General features: G+C 51.1%; 15 protein-coding genes. 14 read left to right on the top strand and 1 reads right to left on the bottom strand.

What is annotated here, in order from left to right; all coding sequences use genetic code 11:
• The first annotated feature begins 67 nt into the window (after window positions 1–67).
• The 5 genes from DSM2777_RS11690 to rihA (DSM2777_RS11670) all read left to right on the top strand — a co-directional run bounded on the left by DSM2777_RS11690 (window position 68) and on the right by rihA (DSM2777_RS11670) (window position 4309).
• The gene (locus DSM2777_RS11690; RefSeq protein WP_025800660.1) at window positions 68–808 is read left to right on the top strand and encodes an amino acid ABC transporter permease; all 741 of its coding nucleotides are present in this window, start codon (window positions 68–70) and stop codon (window positions 806–808) included.
• On the top strand, window positions 808–1482 hold the full coding sequence (gene gltK / locus DSM2777_RS11685; protein WP_061554046.1) for a glutamate/aspartate ABC transporter permease GltK: 675 nt from the start codon (window positions 808–810) through the stop codon (window positions 1480–1482). The genes DSM2777_RS11690 and gltK overlap by 1 nt, the downstream gene beginning before the upstream one ends.
• Window positions 1482–2207 (top strand): amino acid ABC transporter ATP-binding protein, encoded by a 726-nt coding sequence (locus tag DSM2777_RS11680; RefSeq protein ID WP_061554045.1) that lies wholly within the window; start codon window positions 1482–1484, stop codon window positions 2205–2207. Before gltK ends, DSM2777_RS11680 begins: the two co-directional genes overlap by 1 nt.
• Window positions 2208–2414: 207 nt before the next feature.
• Window positions 2415–3362: a pyrimidine-specific ribonucleoside hydrolase RihA gene (gene rihA, locus DSM2777_RS11675; protein ID WP_061554044.1), complete on the top strand. Its 948-nt coding sequence runs from the start codon at window positions 2415–2417 to the stop codon at window positions 3360–3362.
• A gap of 14 nt (window positions 3363–3376) precedes the next feature.
• Window positions 3377–4309 carry a pyrimidine-specific ribonucleoside hydrolase RihA gene (gene rihA / locus DSM2777_RS11670; protein ID WP_061554043.1) on the top strand — a complete coding sequence of 311 codons (933 nt, stop codon included), beginning with the start codon at window positions 3377–3379 and terminating at the stop codon, window positions 4307–4309.
• A 51-nt stretch (window positions 4310–4360) separates the two neighbouring features.
• Here rihA (DSM2777_RS11670) and DSM2777_RS11665 read toward each other — a convergent pair whose 3' ends face one another.
• Complete coding sequence (locus DSM2777_RS11665; RefSeq protein WP_046458565.1) at window positions 4361–4843, bottom strand: zinc ribbon-containing protein; 483 nt, start codon at window positions 4841–4843, stop codon at window positions 4361–4363.
• Window positions 4844–5195: 352 nt separating this feature from the next.
• On the opposite strand from DSM2777_RS11665, the gene leuS reads away from it, so the two are divergent.
• The 9 genes from leuS to rlpA all read left to right on the top strand — a co-directional run bounded on the left by leuS (window position 5196) and on the right by rlpA (window position 15417).
• On the top strand, window positions 5196–7778 hold the full coding sequence (leuS, locus tag DSM2777_RS11660) for a leucine--tRNA ligase (RefSeq protein ID WP_061554042.1): 2583 nt from the start codon (window positions 5196–5198) through the stop codon (window positions 7776–7778).
• 14 nt (window positions 7779–7792) lie between these two features.
• Window positions 7793–8530, top strand: a complete 738-nt coding sequence (gene lptE, locus DSM2777_RS11655) for an LPS assembly lipoprotein LptE (protein WP_046458567.1) — start codon at window positions 7793–7795, stop codon at window positions 8528–8530.
• On the top strand, window positions 8527–9561 hold the full coding sequence (holA, locus tag DSM2777_RS11650) for a DNA polymerase III subunit delta (protein WP_061554041.1): 1035 nt from the start codon (window positions 8527–8529) through the stop codon (window positions 9559–9561). Before lptE ends, holA begins: the two co-directional genes overlap by 4 nt.
• The gene (gene nadD / locus DSM2777_RS11645; RefSeq protein WP_061554040.1) at window positions 9551–10222 is read left to right on the top strand and encodes a nicotinate-nucleotide adenylyltransferase; all 672 of its coding nucleotides are present in this window, start codon (window positions 9551–9553) and stop codon (window positions 10220–10222) included. Before holA ends, nadD begins: the two co-directional genes overlap by 11 nt.
• A gap of 176 nt (window positions 10223–10398) precedes the next feature.
• Window positions 10399–10716 (top strand): ribosome silencing factor, encoded by a 318-nt coding sequence (gene rsfS / locus DSM2777_RS11640; RefSeq protein ID WP_046458570.1) that lies wholly within the window; start codon window positions 10399–10401, stop codon window positions 10714–10716.
• A gap of 3 nt (window positions 10717–10719) precedes the next feature.
• Entirely contained in the window at window positions 10720–11190 is a 471-nt protein-coding gene (gene rlmH, locus DSM2777_RS11635; protein WP_004096425.1) for a 23S rRNA (pseudouridine(1915)-N(3))-methyltransferase RlmH, read from the top strand.
• 84 nt (window positions 11191–11274) lie between these two features.
• Window positions 11275–13170 carry a peptidoglycan DD-transpeptidase MrdA gene (mrdA, locus tag DSM2777_RS11630; protein ID WP_061554039.1) on the top strand — a complete coding sequence of 632 codons (1896 nt, stop codon included), beginning with the start codon at window positions 11275–11277 and terminating at the stop codon, window positions 13168–13170.
• A gap of 19 nt (window positions 13171–13189) precedes the next feature.
• Window positions 13190–14302 (top strand): peptidoglycan glycosyltransferase MrdB, encoded by a 1113-nt coding sequence (gene mrdB, locus DSM2777_RS11625; protein WP_061554038.1) that lies wholly within the window; start codon window positions 13190–13192, stop codon window positions 14300–14302.
• A gap of 8 nt (window positions 14303–14310) precedes the next feature.
• Window positions 14311–15417: an endolytic peptidoglycan transglycosylase RlpA gene (gene rlpA / locus DSM2777_RS11620; protein ID WP_061554037.1), complete on the top strand. Its 1107-nt coding sequence runs from the start codon at window positions 14311–14313 to the stop codon at window positions 15415–15417.
• The last annotated feature ends 92 nt before the right edge of the window (window positions 15418–15509 follow it).

Genomic DNA, 15509 nt, shown 5'->3' with positions numbered 1-15509 from the left:
GTGCGGTTATCTACCCAGCCTGACGTCTGAATAGGTTATTGCCGTATCTCACTTTAGGGAGCTATCTATGTCTATTGACTGGAACTGGGGCATCTTTTTGCAACAGGCACCTTTCGGCAACACAACGTATCTGGGGTGGATCTGGTCTGGTTTTCAGGTCACGGTAGCCCTGTCTATCTGCGCTTGGATCATCGCGTTTTTCGTCGGATCTATTTTCGGTATCCTACGCACCGTCCCTAACCGTTTTCTCTCAAGCCTCGGCATGTGTTACGTCGAGCTTTTCCGCAACGTTCCGCTGATCGTGCAATTCTTTACGTGGTATCTGGTGATACCCGAATTATTGCCCGCCGATATCGGCATGTGGTTTAAGAGCGAACTCGATCCCAACATCCAGTTCTTCGTTTCATCAATGCTATGTTTGGGATTATTCACCGCTGCACGCGTGTGTGAACAGGTACGCTCAGGCATTCAATCGCTGCCACGCGGGCAAAAAAGCGCCGGTTTAGCTATGGGGCTAACGCTGCCGCAAACCTACCGTTATGTCTTGCTGCCTAACGCCTATCGCGTGATCGTTCCACCAATGACTTCCGAAATGCTTAACTTAGTTAAGAACTCGGCTATTGCATCAACCATTGGGCTGGTCGACATGGCGGCTCAGGCAGGCAAGCTGCTCGATTATTCTGCTCATGCCTACGAATCCTTTACCGCCATCACGCTGGCCTACATTGCCATCAACGCGGTGATCATGCTGATCATGCACTTCGTCGAGCGCAAGATTCAGCTACCAGGGAATATGGGGAGCAAATAATGTACGAATTTGATTGGAGTTCTATTGTTCCCAGCCTGCCCTATCTGATGAATGGGATGGTCATTACGCTAAAAATTACGGTCATCACCGTGGTCTTTGGCATTATCTGGGGCACGGTTTTAGCCGTCATGCGTTTATCGTCGTTCAAACCGATTAGCTGGTTTGCCACGCTCTACGTCAACCTGTTCCGCTCCGTACCGTTGGTGATGGTTTTACTTTGGTTCTATCTTGTTGTTCCAAGCTTATTACAACAAGTTCTAGGCCTATCACCAAAAAACGATATTCGGCTTATCTCAGCCATGGTAGCGTTTTCTCTATTCGAAGCCGCCTATTACTCAGAAATCATTCGTGCGGGCATCCAAAGCGTGTCCAAGGGGCAGTCCGGCGCGTCACTGGCGTTAGGCATGACCCACTGGCAATCGATGCGTTTGGTGATCCTGCCTCAGGCGTTCCGCGCCATGGTGCCGCTGCTGCTCACTCAGGGAATTGTACTCTTTCAAGATACTTCACTGGTGTACGTGCTCAGCTTGGCCGATTTCTTCCGCACCGCGTCAACCATTGGGGAACGTGATGGAACGCAGGTAGAAATGATTCTGTTTGCCGGTTTTGTCTATTTTATTATCAGCCTAGCCGCTTCGGCGCTGGTTAATTACTTGAAAAAAAGGACTGTTTGATGATTTCCCTGAAAAATGTTTCTAAGTGGTATGGTCACTTTCAGGTGCTGGCAGACTGCTCCACGGAAGTGAAAAAAGGCGAAGTGGTGGTGGTATGCGGCCCTTCTGGTTCAGGTAAATCAACGCTGATAAAAACCGTTAATGGTCTGGAGCCGATTCAAAAAGGCGAGATCACAGTGAACGGAATTCAGGTTAACGATAAACGCACGGATTTAGCCAAGCTACGCTCGAAAGTGGGTATGGTTTTTCAGCACTTTGAACTGTTTCCACATTTGTCGATTATCGAAAACCTCACGCTAGCCCAGGTGAAAGTGCTAGGCCGTGAAAAATCAGCGGCAAAAAGCAAAGGGCTAAAATTGCTGGAGCGCGTAGGGCTTAGCTCTCATGCTGATAAATTCCCTAGCCAGCTTTCTGGTGGGCAACAACAGCGCGTGGCGATTGCTCGTGCGTTGTGTATGGATCCTGTCGCGATGCTGTTTGATGAACCCACCTCGGCGCTCGATCCTGAAATGATCAACGAAGTGCTGGATGTTATGGTTGAGCTGGCAAAAGAAGGCATGACCATGATGGTGGTAACACATGAAATGGGCTTTGCGCGTAAAGTGGCCAACCGTGTGATCTTTATGGATGAAGGTAAAATTGTGGAAGATCGCAATAAAGACGACTTTTTCAATAATCCAGAATCCGATCGCGCCAAAGATTTCCTCGCAAAAATCATTCATTAATGTTTTCGTGCGCAATTCCCACAATCTCGTGGGATTGCGCATTACCTCACGCTTTCCACTCACATTTCTATTCCAAATTTCTTCTGCGCGTTAAGCTGGTCACACAATAATTTTCAAACAACCATTTTCAACAATCATCGTCAAACGATCATCTTCAAACAAAAAAGCTCAAACAATAAAACCAGCTGATGACAGGAGTCTTCTCGAATGCCTTTACCTATTATCCTTGATTGCGATCCCGGCCATGATGACGCTATTGCGCTCATCCTTGCCCTTGCCTCACCAGAGCTCGAACTCAAAGCCGTTACCACCTCAGCAGGCAACCAAACGCCAGAGAAAACGCTGCGCAATGCTCTGCGCATTTTAACCCTGCTGCAAAGAAGCGATATTCCAGTGGCTGGCGGCGCAGTGAAACCTCTGATGCGCGAGCTGATCATCGCCGATAACGTGCATGGTAAAAGTGGTTTAGACGGTCCTGAACTTCCAGAACCCAACTTCGCACCACAACAATGCCATGCCGTTGAGCTTATCGCCAAAACCCTGCGTGAGAGCACAGAGCCGGTGACGATTGTTGCGACCGGGCCACTCACCAATATTGCATTACTCCTCACCTCACATGCCGAATTACAGCCTAAAATTGCGCGTATCGTGATCATGGGCGGTGCTGCTGGGCTCGGCAACTGGACGCCAGCCGCCGAGTTTAATATTTATGTCGATCCTGAAGCGGCTGAAATCGTATTCCAATCAGGGCTACCGATGGTTATGGCCGGACTTGATGTCACCCATCGAGCCCAAATCATGAGCGAAGATATTGAACGTTTCCGTCAGTTGGGTAATCCCGTCTCCGCGGTAGTCGCTGACCTGCTGGATTTCTTCATGGAATATCACAAACAGGAAAAATGGGGATTCCAGGGCGCTCCGCTACACGATCCTTGCACTATCGCATGGTTGATTAAGCCATCGATGTTTACCTGTGTTGAACGCTGGGTCGGTGTTGAAACGCAAGGTAAATACACACAAGGGATGACCGTAGTGGATTACTACGGCCTGACCAACAACGCTCCGAATACCACTGTGATGATGGATATCGATCGTCAGGCATTCGTCGATTTACTGGTTGAACGCGTCGGCACCGCCTACGCCAATCTGCGCTAACGGAGGAAAAACCGATGCCAACCCCTATCATTTTTGACTGCGATCCGGGCCTTGACGATGCGATTGCACTGGCGATGGCCTTACATTCGCCAGAGCTGGATATCAAAGCCGTCACCACCTCAGCGGGCAATCAGACTCCGGAGAAAACGCTGCACAACGCGCTGGGTTTACTCACGCTCATGCAGCGCACCGATATTCCTGTCGCAGGCGGCGCGCACCAGCCGCTGATGCGCAAATTAATGATTGCTGACCACGTGCATGGCGAAACAGGAATGGGAACCACCAAGCTCCCAACCGCCACCATTCAGCCTCATCCACTCAATGCCGTTGAACTGATGGCAAAAATTCTTCGCGAATCAGATACGCCGATAACGCTAGTGGTCACAGGACCAATGACCAACGCCGCGCTATTGCTATCACAGTACTCGGAGCTGAAAGCCAAGATTTCACGCATCGTCTTTATGGGCGGCGGCATCGACGGCGGTAACGCCACTCCGGCGGCAGAATTCAATATCATCGTTGACCCTGAAGCCGCTGAAATTGTGATGCAATCAGGCGTGCCGCTAGTGATGGCTGGGCTAAATATGACCCATCAGGCGTTAGTGATGGCGGATGAAGTCGAACAAATTCGCGCGATAAATAATCCGGTGGCGAAGGCCGTGGCCGAGATGCTTGATTTCTATCTACCGCTCTATCTTAGCGGGCCACGTAAACTGCCGGGCGCAGCGATGCACGATCCTTGCGTCGTGGCATGGCTGCTTAAACCTGAATTATTTACCTCGGCACACTACTGGGTTGGCGTAGAAACACAGGGGAAATACACCACGGGCATGACCGTGGCAGACGTCTATAACCTAACTGGGAACACGCCCAATACCGAAGTATTGCTCAACGTCGATCGAGAAGGGTTTGTGAAACTTTTGATGGAGCGAGTTTCTCTGTATTGATGTTTGGCTATTCGTCATCCCCAGAAAAATGGGGATGACGTTTCCCAGAGTTTAAGGCTGGAACGGCTTACGGTGGAACTGATCATGGCCGCATTTTGGGCACAGCGGCAAAACTTCAGGGGTATAGAAATCAAGCGTGTAGTGACATTTTTCGCAGACGAGATGTCCAAGCCCAACCACTTCCCCGCTGTGATAAACGCCATGATGGCTGACGTCTTTGAAGACTTCACGCCATTCGAGCTGAGTTTTATCGGTAATATCGGCGAGTTCCTGCCATAAACTTTCTTTGATGACGCGCATAAATACGCTATCGGTCAGCTCGTCTTTGCTTTCTTCGTAGCTACGGGCGAACTCCTCCAGATCGCGCCGCACGGCGAGTTTAATCTGCTCAACTTCATCATGCGTGAGATCTTCAGCTTTGTTTAAGTGCTTTTCAGCGCTCTCAATCAGCGCATCAATGTCACGCTCACCGTTTTTTAATCGTTCGGTTAATGCCGCGACCCATTGACGGTAATACTGAGCAACCTTGTTCATACCAAACCTCCGCGTGACGTGAATGTGATCTGATTCGTACCCCTAACCTAACCTACAATCATTTTAGACGTAAATACCTGAGTCTCTACGATGTTTAGGCTGTGATCGGCATCGCAACGCAACGCTTTTGTCCTTAATCACAAAGAATTGCCCTCTTGTTGACGCTTCTTGGTTGTTGCACGCCGCGCTTATCGGCTATTCTATGGCGATCGGTACTAAAGCCAAACTTCATAAAAAAACGTTTTTTAAAAGATCACAGTCGTATACCCAACGTCTTTCGGTAACAGCCAACAGCGCTGACCCGAAAGAAAAGAGGTATTGCTGTTTTTAACCAACAGGACCCCCAGCTGCCATGCAAGAGCAATATCGTCCAGAGGACATAGAATCACACGTCCAGCGCCATTGGGATGAAAAGAAAACCTTCCAGGTTACCGAAGATGCAAGTAAAGAGAAATATTACTGCCTCTCTATGCTCCCGTATCCATCCGGCCGACTCCACATGGGTCACGTGCGTAACTACACTATCGGTGATGTGATTTCCCGCTACCAACGCATGCTGGGTAAAAACGTTCTCCAACCAATCGGTTGGGATGCATTCGGTCTGCCAGCAGAAGGCGCTGCGGTTAAGAATAAAACAGCACCTGCTCCGTGGACTTACGACAACATCGAATACATGAAGAACCAGCTTAAACTGCTGGGCTTCGGCTACGATTGGAGCCGTGAAATCGCGACCTGCGATCCTGATTACTATCGTTGGGAACAGTGGTTCTTCACTAAGCTGTACGAAAAAGGCATGGTTTATAAGAAAACCTCAGCCGTTAACTGGTGCCCGAATGACCAGACCGTACTGGCTAACGAACAGGTTATTGATGGATGCTGCTGGCGTTGCGACACCAAAGTCGAACGTAAAGAAATCCCTCAGTGGTTCATTAAAATCACCGCTTATGCAGACCAACTGCTAAACGATCTGGATACGCTGGAAAACTGGCCTGAGCAGGTCAAAACCATGCAGCGTAACTGGATTGGCCGTTCTGAAGGCGTTGAAATTACTTTCGACGTCGCAGACAGCGATGAGAAAGTGACCGTTTATACAACGCGTCCAGATACCTTCATGGGTGCAACTTACGTTGCCGTCGCTGCGGGTCATCCTCTGGCTCAGCTTGGTGCGGTTAACAACCCTGAACTGGTTCAATTCATCGACGAATGCCGTAATACCAAAGTTGCCGAAGCAGAAATGGCGACCATGGAGAAAAAAGGCATGGCCACCGGCCTGTTTGCGATTCACCCACTGACGGGCGAAAAACTGCCTGTTTGGGTAGCAAACTTCGTTCTGATGGAATACGGCACCGGTGCCGTAATGGCCGTTCCTGCTCACGATCAGCGTGACTGGGAGTTCGCCACCAAATACGGTTTACAGATTAAGCCTGTTATCCTGAATCTGGACGGTAGCGAGCCTGACGTTCAGGCAGAAGCTATGACCGATAAAGGCGCGCTGTTCAATTCCGGTGAATTTGACGGCCTGAGCCACGAAGCTGGCTTTAACGCCATCGCTGACAAACTGGTCGAGAAAGGCGTTGGTGAGCGTAAAGTGAACTATCGTCTGCGCGACTGGGGTGTTTCTCGTCAGCGTTACTGGGGCGCACCAATCCCAATGGTCACTCTGGAAGACGGTAGCGTCATTCCAACGCCAGAAGATCAGCTGCCGGTTATTCTGCCTGAAGATGTGGTAATGGATGGGATCACAAGCCCAATCAAAGCCGATCCAAACTGGGCAAAAACCACTGTCAACGGCCAACCAGCGCTGCGTGAAACGGATACCTTTGATACCTTTATGGAATCTTCATGGTATTACGCACGCTACACCTGCCCTCAGTACAATGAAGGCATGCTGAATCCAGAAGCCGCTAACTACTGGCTGCCGGTTGATCAGTATGTTGGTGGTATCGAACATGCCATCATGCATCTGATGTACTTCCGCTTCTTCCATAAACTGATGCGCGATGCTGGTTTGGTGAACTCTGATGAGCCTGCTAAACGTCTGCTGTGTCAGGGCATGGTGCTGGCTGATGCCTTCTATTACACCGGCGTAAACGGCGAGCGTAACTGGGTTTCCCCTGTTGACGTTACCGTTGAGCGCGATGAGAAAGGCCGCATCACCAAAGCCGTTGATAACGAAGGCCGCGAAGTTATTTATGCTGGCATGAGCAAAATGTCCAAGTCTAAAAACAACGGCATCGACCCTCAGGTCATGGTTGAGCGTTACGGCGCAGATACCGTTCGTCTGTTCATGATGTTCGCTTCTCCGGCTGAAATGACGCTGGAATGGCAGGAATCAGGCGTTGAAGGTGCTAACCGCTTCCTGAAACGTGTTTGGAAACTGGTTTACGAACATGCACAGAAAGGCGCATGCGCAGAACTGAACACAGCTAGCCTGAACGAAGATCAGAAAGCGCTGCGTCGCGATCTGCATAAAACCATTGCTAAAGTCAGCGATGATATTGGCCGTCGTCAAACCTTTAACACCGCTATCGCGGCGATTATGGAGCTGATGAACAAGCTGGCTCGTGCTCCACAAGAGAGCGAGCAAGACCGTGCGCTGATGCAGGAAGCTCTGCTGGCCGTGGTTCGTATGCTGTATCCGTTCACCCCGCACGCCAGCTTCGAAATGTGGACGGCGTTGGGCGGCGAAGGCGATATCGACGTTGCTCCGTGGCCACAAGCCGACGAAAAAGCGATGGTAGAAGATTCTAAGCTGATCGTGGTTCAGGTTAATGGTAAAGTCCGTGGCAAGATCACCGTTGCGGCTGATGCCACTGAACAGCAGGTTCGCGAACTTGCAGGTCAAGAAGCTCAGGTCGCCAAATATCTCGACGGCGTGACCATTCGTAAAGTGATTTACGTTCCGGGTAAACTGCTGAACCTAGTTGTAGGTTGAGCCGAGGAGGAATTGTGCGACATCGTACTATGACGTCGTTGTTAAAAGTTGCTGTTCTGGGGCTGGCGGTGCTTACCGCTGGCTGTGGTTTCCATCTGCGTGGCAACACGTCGGTGCCAACCGAATTCCAGAAAATCACGTTTGACACTAGCGACCCGTATGGCCCACTGTCACGTTCTATTCGTGAACAGCTCCGCCTAAGCGGTATTACTATCGTCGATCCTAAAGCTGACGACTCGAAAACAGCGGACGCTACAACAACCAGCAGCACCAGCATCGTGGATAATTCTGCGACGGCAGCAAAACCGGCTGATGGTTCAGATAAACTGCCTTCACTGCGTATCGTTGGCAGCGGCGAGTCCAAAGAAACCGTGTCGATCTTTAAAGATGGTAAAACGGCTGAATACCAGATGGTGCTGAATGTGAATGCGCAGGTATTGGTGCGTGGACACGATCTGTATCCATTGACCGTGCGTGTTTATCGTTCATTCTTCGACAACCCATTAACTGCGCTGGCGAAAGATGCCGAGCAGGAGATGATCCGTCAAGAAATGCGCGATCAGGCGGCACAACAGCTGGTTCGTAAACTGCTTTCTGTTCATGCTGCCGAGTTGCAAAACAACGACAACCGTATGAATGCAGAAGTGGCTGCGCCAAAAGTGCAAAGCGCCAATGACTTTAACTCAGTCAACACCGGTGCCACTGTGCCAACCACCGCGATTAAATCTACAGGCAGTATTAGCGCACAATGACTCGCGTTTATCCTGAGCAACTTGCCGCGCAGCTCCGTGAGGGGCTGCGCGCTTGTTATTTAGTTATGGGCAACGAACCGTTGCTCTTACAGGAAAGCCTTGATCTTATCCGCCAACAGGCGCAGGAGCATGGCTTTACTGAATATTTCACCTTTACTCTCGATGCTCATACCGATTGGGAGAGTATCTTTAGCCTTTCTCAGGCCATGAGCCTGTTTGCCAGCCGCCAAATTATCTCTCTGACGTTGCCAGAAAACGGCGCTAATGCCGCAATCGGCGAACAGCTGACTAAGCTATCTACCTTGCTGCATTCCGACCTGTTACTGATTATCCGTGGTAATAAGCCAACCAAAGCACAAGAAAATGCCGGATGGTTTAAAACACTGAGCCAAAATGCGGTTATGGTCAGTTGCCAAACGCCAGAGCAGGCTCAGCTACCGCGCTGGGTTGCGACCCGAGCCAAGCAGAGGAATTTGCAGTTAGACGAAGCAGCCAACCAGCTGATTTGTTACTGCTATGAAGGCAATTTATTGGCGCTTTCTCAGGCATTAGAACGTCTTTCATTGCTCTATCCAGACGGAAAATTAACGCTACCTCGCGTTGAGGAAGCCGTTAGCGATGCGGCCCATTTTTCGCCGTTCCACTGGGTAGATGCGATTCTTGCCGGTAAAAGCAAACGTGCATGGCATATTTTGCAGCAGCTACGCCAAGAAGACATGGAGCCCGTGATCTTACTGCGCACCGTCCAACGGGAAGTTTTGCTGCTGATGACGCTAAAAAGCCAGATGAGCCATACCCCACTGCGCAGTCTGTTTGATCAGCACAAAGTTTGGCAGAACCGTAGGCCAGCGATGACTCAGGCGTTACAGCTTCTTAGTCTTCAGCAGCTTCATCAGGCCGTCGCATTGCTGTCACACATTGAAGTCGTTCTCAAACAAGACTACGGTCAATCCGTGTGGAGTGAACTGGAGTCACTGACGCTGCTGCTTTGCGGGAAATCGTTGCCGGAGAGCATGCTTAATGCCGAATGAACACCTTCAGGCTGCCGCTAAACATCGCTTAACCGCGCTCTTTGGCGGTACTTTTGATCCCATTCACTATGGGCATCTTAAGCCGGTCACCGCGATGGCGCAGGAAGTTGGCCTACAGAATGTTACCCTGTTGCCCAATCATGTTCCTCCGCATCGCCCTCAGCCAGAAGCCAATGCGCAACAGCGCTTAACCATGGTTGAACTGGCTATCGCTGGCAACCCACTGTTTTCGGTTGATGAGCGGGAGCTGCATCGCACTACGCCCTCCTACACCATTGATACGTTGATTGAAGTTCGCCAAGAACGAGGTGTTGGTGCACCGCTGGCCTTTATCATCGGCCAAGACTCTTTGTTGACGCTGCATAAATGGCATCGTTGGGAAGAAATCCTGCATTACTGCCACTTACTGGTATGTGCGCGTCCGGGATATTCCGATCGTCTGGATACGCCTGAGCTGCAAAACTGGCTCGAGCAACATCGCGTTTATGACGCGCAGCAACTCAGTCAGCAACCTCATGGCTGTATTTATCTCGCTGATACGCCTCTACTTGCTATTTCAGCAACGGACATTCGCCAGCGTCGCCATCAAGGCATCAGCTGTGACGATCTCCTCCCGCGTGCGGTTCAGCGCTACATCGAATTGCAGGGGCTGTACCGTTAGCTCTGGTCGCGTGTTATACTCCGCGGCCTATTTTCGCAGAACCGATATCACAGCCGAATCCATTTCGTTATGTGATATGCCATGGTTCTAACTTTAAAGATTTGATTGCCCGAATAAACGGTTTGATTTGAAAACGTTATTCCGAGCAATACTAGCTCCAACCCGAGGGGGAACCTTTGCAAGGTAAAGCGCTCCAAGATTTTATTATTGATAAAATTGATGATTTGAAGGCTCAGGATATCGTTGCTATTGATGTCGCTGGCAAATCAAGCATCACTGACTGCATGATCGTATGCACCGGTACTTCTAGCCGTCATGTGCACTCTATTGCTACTCACGTAGTACAAGAAGCACGTATGGCTGGTCTGTTGCCTCCGCGTATCGAAGGCGAAAACGGCGCTGAGTGGATCGTGGTCGATCTGGGCGACGTGATTGTTCACGTTTTACAGGAAGAAAGTCGTCGCCTGTACGAACTGGAAAAGCTCTGGAGCTAATCGGTGAAGCTGCAACTGGTCGCCGTGGGTACCAAAATGCCAGACTGGGTACAAACGGGATTTACCGACTACCTGAAACGTTTTCCTAAGGATATGCCGTTCGAACTGATTGAAGTTCCGGCAGGCAAACGCGGTAAAAATGCCGACATCAAACGCATTCTGGAAAAAGAAGGCGAGATGATGTTAGCCGCCGTGGGTAAAGGTAACCGTATCGTCACGCTCGATATTCCAGGAAAACCGTGGGATACGCCAGAGCTTGCTTCGCAGCTAGAACGCTGGAAGCAAGATGGACGTGATGTGAGCCTTCTCATCGGCGGTCCTGAGGGATTAGCGCCTGCGTGTAAGGCTGCCGCCGAGCAAAGTTGGTCGCTATCCACGTTGACGATGCCGCATCCACTGGTGCGCGTTCTGGTTGCAGAAAGCCTGTATCGCGCATGGAGCATTACGACGAACCATCCGTATCATCGTGAATAGCCAGTATCAACGGCGCTAGCCACTGGCTTCGCCGTTGAGCTCTCTTATTTATCCAAGCAATCACCCAGAACACGACGGAATGGAATGAAAATAGACCGCAACCCTTTTCGTGATTATTCAGCAGAGTCCGCCCTGTTTATACGCCGTGCTCTCGTTGCGTTTCTCGGCATATTGATTCTGTCTGGCGTCTTGGTCTTTAATCTGTACCATCTTCAGATCCTGCGCTTTGAGGATTACAAAACCCGTTCCAACGAGAACCGAATCAAACTGGTGCCGATTGCACCAAGCCGCGGCATGATCTATGACCGAAACGGCACTCCTCTTGCGTTTAACCGCACAATTTATCAGCTTGAAGTGATGCCAGAGAAAGTCGATGACTTGAAGGCAGAACTTGATGCTTTACGTTCTATCGTCGATCTTACCGACGAGGATCTCGATAACTTCCAGAAAGAGCGCAAACGCTCGCGTCGTTTTACCTCAATACCGGTCAAAACAGCGCTTAATGAAGTTCAGGTTGCGCGCTTTGCCGTCAACCAATTCCGCTTCCCTGGATTTGAAGTCAAAGGCTATCAGCGCCGCTTCTACCCTTACGGCTCAGCCCTGACTCACGTCATCGGCTACGTATCTAAAATCAATGACAAAGACGTCGAACGTTTAGATAAAGACGGCAAGCTGGCCAACTACGCCGCGACCCATAACATCGGAAAGCTGGGCATTGAACGTTATTATGAAGACGTGCTGCACGGCAAAACCGGCTATGAAGAAGTTGAAGTTAACAACCGTGGGCGCGTGATCCGTCAATTGCACGAGCAGCCACCGCAGGCGGGTAAAGATATTTATCTGACGCTGGATCTGAATCTGCAACGTTACCTCGAGCAGTTGCTCGCCGGTAGCCGTGCCGCCGTGGTCGTGAGCGATCCTCGCACCGGTGGAATTCTGGCGATGGTGTCAAACCCAAGCTATGACCCGAACCTGTTCGTCGACGGAATTTCCAGCAAGGAATATCAGCGTTTATTGAATGATCCTAATCGTCCGCTGATAAACCGTGCCACGCAAGGCCTCTATCCACCGGCCTCTACCGTTAAGCCGTATATCGCCGTTTCAGCGCTTAGCGCTGGCGTCATTACCAAAAACTACAGCCTGTTCGACCCCGGCTGGTGGCAACTGCCAGGCTCAGAGAAACGCTTCCGTGACTGGAAAAAATGGGGCCATGGCCGTCTGAATGTCACCAAAGCGCTAGAAGAGTCTGCGGATACCTTCTTCTATCAGGTTGCCTACGATATGGGCATCGACCGTCTGTCTGAGTGGCTGAGTAAATTTGGCTACGGACAGTACACCGGCATCGATCTGTCAGAAGAGCGTTCTGGCCTGATGCCAACGCGCGAATGGAAACAGAAACGCTATAAGAAACCATGGTATCAGGGTGATACCATTCCAGTCGGTATCGGTCAGGGCTATTGGACGGCAACGCCAATCCAAATGTCCAAAGCGTTAAACACGCTGATCAACGATGGGAATATGAAAGTTCCTCACCTGCTGAACAGCACGCGTATCAACGGACAGTTGGTGCCGTACAAACAGCAGGATGCAGTACAGATTGGCGATATACATTCCGGTTATTGGGAAATAGCTAAAGATGGAATGTATGGCGTCGCCAATCGCGCCAACGGAACGGCACATAAGTATTTCGCCAATGCACCGTACAAGATTGCCGCTAAATCAGGTACCGCGCAGGTCTTTGGATATGAGACCTACAACGCCCACACCTTAGCCGAGCACTTGCGCGACCATAAACTGATGACGGCATTTGCGCCATACGATAACCCGCAGGTTTCAGTCGCAATCATTCTTGAGAATGGTGGCGCAGGACCGGCCGTCGGGACTATCGTGCGTCAGATCCTCGACCACATCATGTTAGGCGATAACAATACGACGCTCCCAAGTGAAAACGCACCGCCTCCGGGCGTTGAAGGCGACTGATGAGGCATACAGGTTAATCATGACAGACAACCAACAGAAACGTTCTATCTGGGCGAAGATGCATATCGACCTGCCCTTTTTGCTCTGCATTCTCTCGATACTGGCCTATAGCGCCTTCGTAATGTGGAGCGCCAGCGGCCAAGACGTTGGCATGATGGAACGTAAAATCGGTCAGATTTTCATGGGATTGTGCGTCATGCTGGTCATGGCCCAGATCCCCCCGCGCGTGTATGAAAGCTGGGCACCCTACCTTTACGTATTCTGCGTTATCTTGTTGATTCTGGTTGATGCCTTCGGTCAGATCAGTAAAGGGGCGCAGCGCTGGTTAGATTTGGGCTTTGTCCGTTTTCAGCCTTCTGAGATTGCCAAAATTGCGGTGCCGTTGATGGTGGCGCGTTTTATCAACCGTGACGTCTGTCCGCCATCGCTCAAGAATACCGGCATCGCCTTAATCTTAATCTTCATGCCAACGCTGCTGGTTGCCGCGCAGCCTGACCTCGGAACCTCAATTTTGGTTGCCGCTTCAGGGCTGTTTATTCTGTTCCTTGTGGGTCTAAGCTGGCGGTTGATTTTGGTCGCCGTCGTGCTGGTTGCCGCATTTATCCCTATCTTGTGGTTCTTCCTAATGCACGATTATCAGCAGGCTCGCGTTATGATGCTGCTGGATCCTGAGAGTGACCCGCTGGGCGCGGGATATCATATTATTCAGTCGAAGATTGCGATTGGCTCCGGCGGTTTTGGCGGAAAAGGCTGGCTGCACGGTACCCAGTCACAGCTTGAGTTCCTGCCTGAGCGCCACACCGACTTTATCTTTGCCGTACTGGCGGAAGAACTGGGCTTAGTGGGTGTTTTGGTACTGCTGGGGCTGTATCTGCTCACCATCATGCGTGGGCTGATGATTGCCGCCAAAGCGCAGACCACCTTTGGCCGCGTGATGGTTGGTGGTTTAATGTTGATTTTATTCGTTTATGTTTTTGTGAATATCGGTATGGTCAGTGGAATTTTGCCCGTGGTTGGCGTACCTTTGCCACTGGTCAGCTATGGCGGTTCCGCCCTGATCGTTCTCATGGCCGGGTTTGGTATCGTTATGTCGATCCATACTCACAGAAAAATGTTATCTAAGAACCTATAGAGGTCGCGATGCGAATGGCGCATAAATCATGGCTTAGTGCTGGTTTACTCAGTCTGTTTTTGGCGGGCTGTACCAACACCACAACCACCGAGACCCCGGCTCCTCAGCAGCCTGCGTATAACGGCCCGGTAGAAGAAATTAGCGGCGCAGAACCCCGCTATGAGCCTTTTAATCCTGCAACCAGTCAGGATTACAGCGTTAACGGTACGAAATACAAAGTCGTGCAGGATCCGTCGAACTTCTCACAGGTAGGCTATGCAACGTCCTATGGTGAAGAAAACGGTGGCAATATGACCGCTATCGGCGAACAGTTTGATCCTAATGCGATGACTGCGGCTCACGCCACGCTGCCTCTGCCAAGCTATGTCCGCGTCACCAACCTCGCTAACGGGCGTCGCCTCGTGGTGCGTTTGAACGATCGTGGCCCTTACACTTCCGGCAAGGTGATTGACCTTTCACGTGCCGCCGCCGATCGCTTAAACATCTCGAATAACACCAAAGTTCGCATCGACTTCATCAACGTTGCGCCAGACGGCACCATGTCTGGTCCAGGAACAATTGGTACGACGATCGCCAAACAGAGCTACGCGCTACCTTCTCGCCCCACTATCGGCCAAGAAACCACGCAGGTATCAATGAGCCCGTCGCCTTCGGATACGCCGGTTGCGGTGCGCCCCGTCGCAAATCCAACGCCAGCAGCGCTGGAGTCAGACGGTGATATGCCGGTTTCTGCGCCAGCCAGTAACACCAGCGGCTTCCTCGGTGCTCCACAGCCATTGCGCACCGGCGTGTTAGAAGGCAGCGAACCCGTTGCGACGCCAGCACCTGTTTCAGCCCCTGCGGCCGTTGCGGCACCGGTAGCATCTTCAGCGCCAGCGGCATCTGCTAATGGTAAATTTGTGGTGCAGGTGGGTGCGGTAAGCGACGGTGCTCGTGCTCAACAATGGCAGCAGAAATTAAGCCAGCAGTTTGGTGTACCGGGGAAAGTATCGCCCAACGGTGCCATGTTCCGCGTGCAATTGGGGCCGTTCGCAAGCCGCCAAGAAGCAGCGGCACTTCAGCAACGTTTAGCCAGCGAAGCACAGCAACAGTCGTTCATTGCTAGCGCACAGTAAACTCAAATGCCCGCCGAAACGGCGGGCTATGCAATAATTAGTCACACATTGCTTATGTAAAGAGGCTCGATTGGTGCCCGTTCAGGCATGAA

Origin of the sequence: Obesumbacterium proteus, assembly GCF_001586165.1 — a bacterium.
Lineage (GTDB): Bacteria > Pseudomonadota > Gammaproteobacteria > Enterobacterales > Enterobacteriaceae > Hafnia > Hafnia protea.
This window is presented reverse-complemented; position numbering and strand designations above follow the sequence as displayed.

Excerpts from the sequence above, each read along its gene's own strand:
- DSM2777_RS11690 (WP_025800660.1), top strand. The coding sequence starts at position 68 with ATGTCTATTGACTGGAACTGGGGCATCTTTTTGCAACAGGCACCTTTC.
- gltK (WP_061554046.1), top strand. The coding sequence starts at position 808 with ATGTACGAATTTGATTGGAGTTCTATTGTTCCCAGCCTGCCCTATCTG.
- DSM2777_RS11680 (WP_061554045.1), top strand. The coding sequence starts at position 1,482 with ATGATTTCCCTGAAAAATGTTTCTAAGTGGTATGGTCACTTTCAGGTG.
- rihA (WP_061554044.1), top strand. The coding sequence starts at position 2,415 with ATGCCTTTACCTATTATCCTTGATTGCGATCCCGGCCATGATGACGCT.
- rihA (WP_061554043.1), top strand. The coding sequence starts at position 3,377 with ATGCCAACCCCTATCATTTTTGACTGCGATCCGGGCCTTGACGATGCG.
- DSM2777_RS11665 (WP_046458565.1), bottom strand. The coding sequence starts at position 4,843 with ATGAACAAGGTTGCTCAGTATTACCGTCAATGGGTCGCGGCATTAACC.
- leuS (WP_061554042.1), top strand. The coding sequence starts at position 5,196 with ATGCAAGAGCAATATCGTCCAGAGGACATAGAATCACACGTCCAGCGC.
- holA (WP_061554041.1), top strand. The coding sequence starts at position 8,527 with ATGACTCGCGTTTATCCTGAGCAACTTGCCGCGCAGCTCCGTGAGGGG.
- nadD (WP_061554040.1), top strand. The coding sequence starts at position 9,551 with ATGCCGAATGAACACCTTCAGGCTGCCGCTAAACATCGCTTAACCGCG.
- mrdA (WP_061554039.1), top strand. The coding sequence starts at position 11,275 with ATGAAAATAGACCGCAACCCTTTTCGTGATTATTCAGCAGAGTCCGCC.
- mrdB (WP_061554038.1), top strand. The coding sequence starts at position 13,190 with ATGACAGACAACCAACAGAAACGTTCTATCTGGGCGAAGATGCATATC.
- rlpA (WP_061554037.1), top strand. The coding sequence starts at position 14,311 with ATGCGAATGGCGCATAAATCATGGCTTAGTGCTGGTTTACTCAGTCTG.